Source organism: Sulfitobacter sp. SH22 (assembly GCF_965641905.1).
Classification (GTDB): Bacteria; Pseudomonadota; Alphaproteobacteria; order Rhodobacterales; family Rhodobacteraceae; genus Sulfitobacter.
The window spans coordinates 3597565-3608511 of record NZ_OZ282573.1 but is presented as its reverse complement, the minus strand read 5'-3'; the positions used below and the strand labels follow the sequence as shown (position 1 = coordinate 3608511).

Below are 10947 nucleotides of genomic sequence, written 5' to 3'. Positions count from 1 at the left end.
TTTTGGGAATTTTCACGGTTAGTCAAAAAACCTTCATAAACGCCTGTTTTATTGGCGTTTTGAGCCTGCGGAATTCCGCCAAGGTAAAAAGCCAACAAGCTTGATGCCCTTATTTTCAACTTTTTAGGGTGTTCTCGTGGACTGATCCACCTCGGGTTGGCCTAAATCATCCTCGATTGGCGACTCGGCCCCACGGTTCGGGTGGAATCGGTCGCACCTTACAGATGATGGACCTGCACCTGATCCCCACAGGCCTCGCGGGCGATATCGACCACATGCTGGTGGTGCGTCAGATAGATCGCCTGCCCCCTCTGTCCGACCCGCTGCATCAGCCGACATGCAGCCCGCGTGCGGTCTTCGTCGAAGGTCTCGAACACGTCATCGCAAAAGAACGGCAGGATGCGCCCGTTCTGTGCCATCTGGTCATAGGCCGCCGCCCGCAAAGCCAGATAAAGCTGGAACCGCGTCCCCTTTGACATGTCGGCGGCCTCTTTGAGGGTCATATCCGACGCCTGTACAGCTTGCAGGATATCGCCTGCGGATGTCGGCACCGTCTTGAGCTGGGAATACGCCCCGTTGGTCAGGTCGTGAAAGGCCTGTTCGGTCGCTGCCAACATGCCGCTTCTATGGGCATCGCGATACCGGCGGATCGCTTCCTCTGCCAAGGCATGGCCAAAGCGCCCTTGAAGATAGCGCAGCGCGGCATCTTCGAGCTGTGCCTCGAGGGTCCGCTTTTGCGCGACTAGGGCGGCAACCGTGTTATCTCCCCCCACAGCATCAAGGGCCATTTGCGCACGTGCCCGCGTTTCAATGGCCACCTCCAGCGCAGCATCAAGCCGGGTCAGATCTTGTGTAACCGCTTCCAGTTCCACCTGAGCGGCCTGTGCCGTCTGGTCATTCAAGAGGGCATCGGCTGCCGCCCATGATGGCACGGCCAGCAGAGTGAAAAGCTGCGTCTGTGTTTCCTGTGCCTGCGCCCGAAGTGCGATGACATCCTTGGCAAGGGTTGTCGCCTTGCGCAAATCATCCAGACTATCTGTCGGGATCGCCGGGTCGAACACCGATGCGATCAGGCGGACCTGTTCATCCAGAACCTCGATCTGCCGCGCCGCATCTTGCGCGACGTCCTGATGATGGGCGTATCTTGCGTCCAGATCCCTGCGTTGGCGTGCGGTTTCCTCCGCCTGGTTCACCTGCAAAAGATACGCCGCATAGCGATCAAGCGCGGGCATACTGCCGCTGTGGTCGAGCTTGATGTCGTCAAGACCGCGCTCGAAAGCGGCGATATTGGCCGACATCGTCTCGACCTGACGGGCAAGTTTGCGGATGATGGTATCGCTCTCGCGGATGCGGTGCAGCGTACGCAGACCGTCCCAGACAAGCGGGTCGGTTTTTAGGTGTGGTATATAGTGTGTGATCGCATTGACCCAATCGGCGCTTGCGGCCTTTGCAGTGCTTTGCGCGATGTCTTGGGCGGCAGTGCGACGGTCCACTTCGATCCTGGCGGATTTCACACTTGTTTCGGCCAATGTCAGCACTTGTTTTTGCGCAAGCTGCCCTGCCAATTGCGCCTTGGCCAGCTTCATCAAACCCGCAAGTGATCCGCTTTCAATGTCTAATATAGTAGACAGAGTTGATTTGAGCGTTTCGACCTCGGCGCGCAGATCGGTCTGCGTGGCCTTAACGGCGTTGAACGTGGCCGCGACCTCGGCTGCATCAGATGCGTCCGCAGTCCAGCCTGCGAAATCTTCGGCAGTCATGTTGTCGGGCAAACGATGGGCAACCAGATGGTCCGCCAATTGCGCGGTCAGCTTTGTTAGGGCAGCGGCTGCGGCGTCATGCTGGGCGCTGGCCTGAGCATGTTCTTGCGCGGCCTCGATCTCGCGGCGCTGCGCCTGACGGTGCTCGGCGATTTCCTTGCTTTGGGTCGCGCGCAATCTGGTTTGGGCATCATCGGTCTGCATGGCGACCTCGAACGCGTTGGCCGATGCGGCGTCCAGCGTGGCTTTATGTGCTGTCCACAGGCTGTCCCGCGCGTCCCGCGTTGCGACAGCCGTTTCATCGTCAATCATATCCGGCGAGGCTTGCGACAGCTTCATCTGGGTTTGCGCCTGCTGCCAGCGCGTTTGCGCGGCCAATTGTTGTTGCGCGGCGGTGGCAGCGACCTGGCTTGCCGCTGCAATATCCCGGCCAAGCTGGGCCGCCTGGGCTGGGGTCACCTGCAAATCAGGAACGGCGTCAAAAACCACGCCGGGGCGGGCCAGTTTGCGCAAGGCGGCATCCGCATTTTGCCGCGCTGTGGCAAACGCATGCTCGGCTGCGGTAAAGCGCGCTACGATATCTTCGGCATCCGCGCTGGCAATCACCCGCTCCAGTGCCGGATCGCCCTCGACCGTTTGTGCGGCTTCTTGGGCCTGCAATGTGGCACCTTCCAGCTTTGACCGCGCGCCTTGGGTTTCCCCGATCGCGGCTGCATGGGCTTTATCCGCATCCGTCATCGCGGTTCTTAGCCGTTCAAGCGTGGCCAGATCGGCCTCGTCCAGCACATATTGGTCGGGATCGTCTGTCGGCAGCCCGATCCCCGACAAGCGCAGGCCCAACTCCGCCTTTTCATGTTCAAGCTCGGCCTGCCTGCGCGGCAAATCCAACAGCCCGGTCTGCGCGCGGCTTTTCAGTTCTTCCAACGCCTGCAACTGGTCTGCGGCGGCCAGCGCCTGCGGATCAACGGCCAGTGCCGTGCGCTGCGCGTCAATCGTCTCGACCTCGCGGGTCGCCTGTTCAAACGCCGACGTCAAAGCCACCCGTTGCGTCATCAGGGCCAACAGGTCCTCAGGCTCTATGTCCAAGGATGCCGGATAATGCGCAAGCGGCTGCACCTGTTGATCCAGCTCGTGCCACCGCGCTGCCAAGGGATAGGCCTTCAGCAGGTTTTCAAGCTCCAGCTTGCGCAGGGCAAGGTCGGTCTTCTCCTGCCGCAAACTGTCTTCAGCCGCTTGGGCCTTTTCAAGGTCCGACCGCAATCCGCGGTAGGCCTGCGCGCTGACGTCCTGGTCTTTGATCTGCTTGTTGACCTGCGCAAGTTCGGCTTTTAGCCCCGCGAATTCCGACTTCGTGCCGCCCTTGCGGTAAATCTCGAGCGATCTGGCGTTCACGTCTTCCAGCACCTGCGACAGATCGCTGATCCCGGCCGCCGCTGAAAACAACAGCTTGCCGATCTCGCCTTTGCTTTTGGTGATCTCCTCGCCGCCTGCCTCGATCGTCTCGTCATCCAGACACAAAAGCTTGCGGTATTCTTCGACCGTCAAATCGCGCAGCGCGGATGTGAGTATGGTGTCGGGCGTGACCTGCCCCTGCCCGTCCAGCAAATTGGGCGCGCGTTTGGACAAACGGGTCAGGCTATGGGCCCTGCCGTCGATTTCCAGCACACCGCCCACCCGCAAATTGGCGCGTTGATGTTTGAACGCATAGGCGTCTTTCGCCGGAAAGCCGAACAACAGCCGCAGATACCCTTCCATCAGAGTGGTTTTACCGGCCTCGTTGTGGCCAAAAACGATGTGGAAATCCGAGCCGCCTGCCGGGGCTGCGCCAAAATCAATGGTCCGGTCGGTGAAATGCCCAAAGGCAGCCAGATCAAGCTGGCGCAGGCGCATCATGTGCCCTGCCCCTGCATTCTGGCGACCATCGACAGGATGGCATCTTCGGTCAGACGGGTCAGCAGGTCGTCTTGCGCCGCTTCATCGGGCACCAGATCGCGGCGACGGTCTGCGGGCAGCAGCGCCAACATCTGTTCCAATTCGCGGCCCAAGCTGTCCAGCGACGCAGGCGACGCGGCAATGTCATGCATCAACTGTTCGACTTCGCCCACCGCACTATCCGTCGCCACAGCCGATACCGGGGCGACATCAAAGGTCAGTTTTTCGAGCCAAAGCCCGCCGATGTTTTCGGCCATCTGGGTGATTTCGGCCTGCCAGTAATCGGCCAGTTGCCGCAACCGCCACGCCAGTTCCGTTTGCCCCACCAAGCGCAGCCGCAAGATCGCAGCGCCCCTGCCCGCCTGCGCCCGCAAGCAGTCTCGCAGGGCGTCGCGCACATCATCGTCAGTTTCCGCCCCCTCCAGCACACAATCGCAGGCGCGGAATTCCAACAAAGATGTCGGCAGTTCAGATACCTCGATCCTGCCGTCCTGCACGGTCAGGATGCTGGCAGATTTCGGCCCTGCCTCGCCAATGTCGCGCCCTTGGGGCATCCCCGGCATCACGATCCACGGGTTTTCGCTGTGGATCTGCCTTGTGTGGACATGCCCAAGCGCCCAATAGTCAAACCCTGCCTGTGCCAGATCAGCCGCCGAACAGGGCCCATAGGGGTCGTGCCCCGCCGCCCCCGTCAGCGACGTGTGCATCATGGCGATGTTCACCGCCGATGGCACAGGGGGTTTGAACTTGGGCAGCAGGCTGTCGGGCGCATAGCGGTCGCGGAAACTGACGCCGTGTATATAGACGGGGTGATCGCCAAGCTGGACCATGCCGCCCTTGCCATCGAACACATGCACATTGGCGGGCAATGCGATTTCACCGGCGACGGGGTTTTCCGCATCATGATTGCCCTTGATATAGAAGACCTGCACGCCCGCCTCGGCCAGCCGCTGCATTTGCCCGGCAAGATAGGCGGCGGTCTTGGCGCTGCGTTCCTGACCGTCGTACAAATCACCCGCGATCAGAAACGCCGCGACATCTTCGTCGATACAGTATTGCACCATCGTTTCCAGCGCGTGACGGCTGGCATTACGAACCTGTGCGACAAGCCTGTCGTCCTTTAGCGCCAAACTGCGCAAAGGTGAATCAAGATGCAGATCGGCAGTGTGCAAAATGCGAAGTGTCAAACAAACGGGCCTTGTGGCAGGAAAATCAGCTGTGCATTCTTTGTCACGCAGTTCACTTTCGGTTGCAACCACTGGCTGCTGCTTTGATCCTTGGGATCAACGCGGTATGACACCGATATCCCTGTTCCAGAAAGCACGCCAATGAATTCGCCTGATGTCCCCCTGACCCAAGACCTTGTGCTGGTTGGCGGCGGGCATGCCCATGCCTTGGTCCTGCGCAAATGGGGGATGAACCCGTTGCCGGGGGCGCGGCTGACGGTCATCAACCCCGGCCCGACCGCGCCTTATACCGGCATGCTGCCCGGACATGTCGCGGGCCATTACAGCCGCGACACGCTGGAGATTGATCTGGTGCGCCTGTGCCGTTTCGCCGGTGCGCGGCTGATCCTTGCCCATGCCACAGATATCGACCGGACCGCCCGCCTGATCACGGTCGAGGGGCAAGGCCCGATTGCCTATGATGTCGCGTCGATCGACATCGGCATCACCGCAGAAATGTCGATTGCGGGCTTTGCCGACCACGCCGTCGGGGCCAAACCGCTCGATATCTATGCGCAGCGCTGGCGCGATTTTGTTTCCGCGACCACCCAAGGCACCGCCACCCCCACCGTTGCCGTGATCGGCGGCGGTGTTGCCGGATGCGAATTGGCGCTGGCGATGTCACACGCGTTGCAGCAGGCGGGCGTCAAACCGGCCGTTACAGTGATCGAGGCAGGCCCGCAGATATCAGGGGTTGGCGACACTGCGCGGCGCAAATTGCTCAGCGCGATGTCACAGGCCGGCATTGCCCTGCGCACCGATGCCCGTGTCACGCAGGTCACGGCGTCACAGGTGCTGCTTGATCGGCAAGAGCCCGTGCAAGCCGCATTGACCGTTGGTGCGGCGGGCGCATTTCCACACGGCTGGCTGGCCCGGACCGACCTGCCCCTGATCGACGGGTTTATTGAGACGACCCCCGATCTGAGCATCAAGGGCGATACATCGGTCTTTGCCGTGGGCGACTGTGCCGCCATGCCCTTTGCCCCGCGCCCCAAGGCCGGTGTCTTTGCCGTGCGCGCGGCACCTGTGTTGCACCACAACCTGCGTGCCGCATTGACGGGCGGTGCCCGCAAGATATTCAAACCGCAAAAGAACTACCTCAAGCTGATCTCGTTCGGCGGCAAATCCGCCATGGCCGAGAAATTCGGCTTCGCGGTTTCCGGCCCGTTACTTTGGCGTTGGAAAGACCGCATTGACCGGGCGTTTATGGACAAGCTGGATCACCTGCCCCCGATGAAAGCCGCCCGGATCCCCGAAACCTCGGCGCTTGGCGCACGCGAGATCATGCAGGAAAAGCCCCTGTGCGGTGGCTGCGGGGCCAAGGTAGGCGCGGCGCTGCTGGCCGATGCGCTGTCAAACCTCGATACCCGCGCCCACCCGCAGGTGGTGACGGGCGTAGGCGACGATGCTGCGGTGGTCAAAATGCCGGGGGGCGGTTTTCAGGTGCTCAGCACCGATCATTTGCGCGCAATGGTCCACGACCCCGTTCAAATGACCCGCATCGCGGCGGTCCATGCCTTGGGCGATGTCTGGGCGATGGGGGCCGCACCTCAGGTCGCGCTGTCCAGCCTGATCCTGCCGCGCATGTCCCCGCCCCTTCAGGCGCGCACCCTGCGCGAAATCACTGATGCGGCCCGCGCGGTTTTTGACGCCGCCGGGGCCAGTTTGGTCGGCGGGCATACGACGATGGGGGCCGAGCTGACGATCGGGTTCACCGTGACGGGCACCCGTGACACGATGCCCATCACCATTGCCGGCGCACAACCGGATGATGTCTTGCTGCTGACCCGTCCCATCGGGTCTGGCGTGATGATGGCCGCCCATATGGAGGGAACCGCCCAAGGTCGCGATGTTGCGAACACTTTGGCGATCATGCAGCAACCGCAATCACAGCAGGCCGACATCCTGCGCGATGCCCATGCGATGACAGACGTGACCGGATTTGGTCTGGCGGGTCATGTGCTGGCGATGTGCAAGGCATCAGGCCTCTGCGCGACCTTGAGGCACGCCGACATTCCCGTCTACGCAGGTGCACGCGCCTTGTCTGATGCCGGGGTCGGGTCCTCGCTCTTGCAGGCGAACCGCGACAATGCACCCACCGCAGGGATCGACGACCCGCTGATCCATGACCCGCAAACAGCCGGTGGATTGCTGGCCGCACTCCCCCCAAAGGCGGCTGAAACCGCCCTGAGGCAGCTGGAAAGCAAAGGATTGCAAGGATGGATCATCGGAACGCTTCAAACCGGTGCGCCGTCCCTCACCCTTAGGTAACGCGCCGCGCCAGATCCCGTGTTGCTTGGGCAAGTGTGCTGTCCTCAAGATCCGCCAGCGCGATCACTTGCGTCGCCTTTTCGGACCGCCCCATCGACTTGGCATAGCGCGGGTCATAATGGGCCGACACCAGCCCTGTGGCCAGTTCTTCCCACGCGCCTTCATCCGCCAGTGAATGCCATGCAGCGATCACATCGCTCGCGTGATAGGGGCGCAGCATGTCAATCCGGCCATGCAAACGCGCGCTGTCTTCGGTCAGATCGGCATAGGCGGTGGCCAGAAACCGTGCCCGCGCCGCAAGCGGTGCCTGAACCTCGATCCGGGGGGCATCGCGCATGGCGTGCCACAGGCCCGAGGGCACCACACGTGCGCCGATCTTGCTGCTTTCCGCCTCCACCCAGGTCATGCGGGTCGGGTCCATTTTAGCCAATTGCGCTGCCAGCCGCGTCTCGAACATCTTTTGCGATGGCTGCCCGTCCCCGCGCGCGCCAAACAACGATCCGCGGTGGTTTGCGAACCCCTCAAGGTCGATGACCTGCTCGCCCGCGAGCGCCAGATGTTCCAGTAAACGCGTTTTCGCCGTGCCGGTCCCGCCTTCGATCAGGGTCAGCTTGTGAGGCAGCGGGGTGTCATACACGGTCTGGGCCACCAGCCGCCGATAGCTGCGATACCCCCCCTTCAGCAACTGGACCCGCCAGCCGATCTGTTCAAGGATTGTCGCAAACGACCCCGACCGCTGCCCGCCGCGCCAGCAATAGACCATGGGCTGCCAGCCACCGGGCTTGTCCGCCAGCGGCCCCATCAAATGCACCGCCGCGTTTTGCGCCACCAAGGCCGCCCCGATCTTGCGCGCCATAAAGCTGCTGTCTTGCTTGTAAATCGTGCCGACCTTTGCGCGCTCTGCATTGGACAGAACCGGCAGGTTGATCGCGCCGGGAATGTGATCTTCGGCAAATTCATCCGGAGATCGCACGTCAATGATCGTATCCGCGCCACAGGCCGCAATATCGGACAGGGCATTGAGGTGAAGAAGTGTCATGACGCGCTTTCCAAGATGGGGTGTCCTTGTTCTACCCGCTCAAATGCTGGCGTCCAGCGCGAAGCATATGTGGCCGATCTGCCGTTGGGAGGGTCGCGGCACGCCCTGCAAATTTTTGATCACGCCGGATTTGATGCCATACTCGCGACAAATAGTGTCACTATCCCCACAAGCAATCGACAGGATGGGCAAGTTTGGGTAGTCAACCTGCAAGGAATATAAAGTGCGAAGGTATTATTCGAATGCAGATTGAACAGACGCCGTTATCGGGTGTTTTGGTGATTACACCGGCGCGTTTTGGGGATCATCGGGGGTTTTTCTCGGAAAGTTACAGCGCGAAGGCGTTGGCAGAGCACGGGATCACCATTCCGTTCGTGCAGGACAACCATTCGCTGTCGATGACGCCCGGAACGGTTCGCGGGCTGCATTTTCAGGCACCGCCCCATGCGCAGGACAAGCTGGTGCGCTGCGGGCGTGGGGCTTTGTTTGATGTCGCGGTCGATATCCGCAAGGGCTCGCCCACCTACGGGCAGTGGTTCGGGGTTGAGCTGAGCTTCGAGAACGGCAAGCAATTGTTGGTACCGGCCGGCTTTGCACATGGATTTGTGACGCGCAGCCCGGAGACCGAGATTATCTATAAATGTTCGGACTATTATGCGCAGGCGACCGAGGGGGCGATTGCCTGGGATGATCCCAATATCGGGATCGACTGGGATATGGGCGATCTGTCGGCGGTTTTGTCAGATAAAGACGCAAATGCGCCCTCTCTGGCGGATCTTAACAGCCCGTTTACGTTTGAGGGTGCATAGATGAAGCTATTGGTAACAGGCGGCGCGGGGTTTATCGGCTCGGCCGTGGTGCGGCTTGCAGTGGCGCAGGGCCATAGCGTGGTGAACCTTGATGCGCTGACCTATGCGGCTTGTCTTGAGAATGTCGCCAATGTGGCCGACAGCCCGCTTTATGCGTTTGAACAGGCCGATATCTGCGACCGCGCGGCACTGGACCGGGTCTTTGCCGATCACCAGCCTGACGCTGTGATGCATCTGGCGGCGGAAAGCCACGTGGACCGCTCCATCGACGGCCCCGGCGCGTTTATCCAGACCAATATCACCGGCACCTATACCCTGCTGGAAGCGGCCCGCGCCTATTGGCTGACTGCGGGCAAGCCGGACGGTTTCCGCTTCCACCATATCTCCACTGACGAGGTCTTCGGCTCGCTCGGCCCCACTGGGCAATTCACCGAAGACACGCCCTACGATCCGCGCAGCCCCTATTCGGCGTCCAAAGCCGCCAGCGACCATCTGGTCCGTGCTTGGGGCGAGACCTATGGGTTGCCGGTGATCATGACGAACTGTTCGAACAATTACGGGCCGTTCCACTTTCCGGAAAAACTGGTGCCGGTGGTGATCCTCAAGGCGCTCGCCGGGCAGCCGATCCCGGTTTATGGCGACGGGGCCAATGTGCGCGACTGGCTGTTTGTCGAAGACCACGCCGACGCGTTGCTGACCGTGCTGACGAAGGGCGCGTTGGGCCGCAGCTATAACATCGGCGGGGAAAACGAGGTCAGCAATCTGGAGCTGGTCAAGATGATCTGCGCCTTGCTGGATGACCGTCACCCCAGCGGTGCACCCCATGCCGATCTGATCACCTTTGTCACCGACCGCCCCGGCCATGACCAGCGCTATGCGATCGACCCGACGCGCATCCGGACGGAATTGAACTGGAAGCCGTCGGTCACGGTCGAGGAAGGGCTGGCGCGGACCGTCGACTGGTACCTCGCGAACGAAGACTGGTGGCGCGCCTTGCAAAACCGCCATGGCGTCGGCGAACGGTTGGGCAAAGCATGAAGGTCCTCGTATTCGGCCACAGCGGCCAGGTCGCCACGGAATTGCGCGCGCTGGATGGCAACGGCATCCAGATCATCGCGCTTGACCGCGCTGCCGCCGATCTGACCGACCCCGCCGCCTGCGCCGCCGCGATTGACGCGCACACGCCTGATGCGGTGATCAACGCCGCGGCCTATACCGCGGTGGACAAGGCCGAAAGTGACCGCGCCACTGCCGATCTGATCAACGCGCAGGCACCGGCGGCCATGGCGCGTGCCTGTGCGGCGCGTGATATTCCCTTTGTCTCGATCTCCACCGATTATGTGTTTTCCGGCGCAGGCACCGCCCCTTGGCAGCCCGATGATCCCACTGATCCGCAAGGGGTTTACGGTGCCACCAAACGCGACGGAGAGGTCGCGGTTGAAGCAGCCGGTGGCCGTTTTGCCGTGTTGCGCACATCCTGGGTGGTGTCGGCCCATGGCAATAACTTCGTCAAAACCATGCTGCGCCTCGGGGCCGAACGTGATGCGCTGACCATCGTTGCAGACCAGATCGGTGGGCCAACAGGGGCGGCCGAAATCGCACAGGCCTGCGTAGCCATCGCGCAAACGCTTGTTTCAGATCCGGAAAAATCCGGGATCTACCATTTCTCCGGCGCGCCCGACACCAGCTGGGCCGATTTCGCCCGCGCGATCTTTGATCAGGCAGGCATCACCTGCGCTGTCACCGATATTCCTTCGACCGATTACCCGACCCCCGCCAAACGCCCGCTGAACTCGCGGATGGACTGCGGCACCACGCATACCGCATTCGGCATCACGCGCCCTGACTGGCGCGAAAGCCTGAACCGGATTATTGCCCAACTTGATGTTTCCAAGGACTGATTTCCATGA

The 10947-nt window shown here is 61.4% G+C and carries 7 protein-coding genes; 4 read left to right on the top strand and 3 right to left on the bottom strand.

The window, feature by feature from the left end:
• Positions 1-218: 218 nt before the first annotated feature.
• Together ACSQ13_RS19535 and ACSQ13_RS19530 are read right to left on the bottom strand one after the other, a co-directional pair.
• Complete coding sequence (locus ACSQ13_RS19535; protein WP_295511577.1) at positions 219-3653, bottom strand: YhaN family protein; 3435 nt, start codon at positions 3651-3653, stop codon at positions 219-221.
• Complete coding sequence (locus ACSQ13_RS19530) at positions 3650-4879, bottom strand: metallophosphoesterase family protein (RefSeq protein ID WP_295511579.1); 1230 nt, start codon at positions 4877-4879, stop codon at positions 3650-3652. The genes ACSQ13_RS19535 and ACSQ13_RS19530 overlap by 4 nt, the downstream gene beginning before the upstream one ends.
• A gap of 141 nt (positions 4880-5020) precedes the next feature.
• On the opposite strand from ACSQ13_RS19530, the gene selD reads away from it, so the two are divergent.
• Positions 5021-7189 carry a selenide, water dikinase SelD gene (selD, locus tag ACSQ13_RS19525; protein ID WP_295511581.1) on the top strand — a complete coding sequence of 723 codons (2169 nt, stop codon included), beginning with the start codon at positions 5021-5023 and terminating at the stop codon, positions 7187-7189.
• On the opposite strand, the gene mnmH is transcribed toward selD, so the two are convergent.
• On the bottom strand, positions 7182-8228 hold the full coding sequence (gene mnmH, locus ACSQ13_RS19520; protein WP_295511583.1) for a tRNA 2-selenouridine(34) synthase MnmH: 1047 nt from the start codon (positions 8226-8228) through the stop codon (positions 7182-7184). The two genes, selD and mnmH, sit on opposite strands and share 8 nt — an antisense overlap.
• A gap of 242 nt (positions 8229-8470) precedes the next feature.
• Between mnmH and rfbC the strand changes: the two genes are divergently transcribed.
• The 3 genes from rfbC to rfbD are packed head-to-tail and all read left to right on the top strand — an operon-like array spanning position 8471 to position 10938.
• A complete protein-coding gene (gene rfbC / locus ACSQ13_RS19515; protein WP_295511585.1) occupies positions 8471-9037 on the top strand; it encodes a dTDP-4-dehydrorhamnose 3,5-epimerase in 567 nt (188 codons plus the stop codon).
• Positions 9038-10075 (top strand): dTDP-glucose 4,6-dehydratase, encoded by a 1038-nt coding sequence (gene rfbB, locus ACSQ13_RS19510; RefSeq protein ID WP_295511588.1) that lies wholly within the window; start codon positions 9038-9040, stop codon positions 10073-10075.
• Positions 10072-10938: a dTDP-4-dehydrorhamnose reductase gene (rfbD, locus tag ACSQ13_RS19505; RefSeq protein ID WP_295511591.1), complete on the top strand. Its 867-nt coding sequence runs from the start codon at positions 10072-10074 to the stop codon at positions 10936-10938. The genes rfbB and rfbD overlap by 4 nt, the downstream gene beginning before the upstream one ends.
• Positions 10939-10947: the final 9 nt, after the last annotated feature.

Bases quoted from the DNA above. Each gene is read 5' to 3' on its own strand.
- rfbD (WP_295511591.1), top strand. From the start codon at position 10,072: ATGAAGGTCCTCGTATTCGGCCACAGCGGCCAGGTCGCCACGGAATTG.
- rfbC (WP_295511585.1), top strand. From the start codon at position 8,471: ATGCAGATTGAACAGACGCCGTTATCGGGTGTTTTGGTGATTACACCG.
- selD (WP_295511581.1), top strand. From the start codon at position 5,021: ATGAATTCGCCTGATGTCCCCCTGACCCAAGACCTTGTGCTGGTTGGC.
- mnmH (WP_295511583.1), bottom strand. From the start codon at position 8,228: ATGACACTTCTTCACCTCAATGCCCTGTCCGATATTGCGGCCTGTGGC.
- rfbB (WP_295511588.1), top strand. From the start codon at position 9,038: ATGAAGCTATTGGTAACAGGCGGCGCGGGGTTTATCGGCTCGGCCGTG.
- ACSQ13_RS19535 (WP_295511577.1), bottom strand. From the start codon at position 3,653: ATGATGCGCCTGCGCCAGCTTGATCTGGCTGCCTTTGGGCATTTCACC.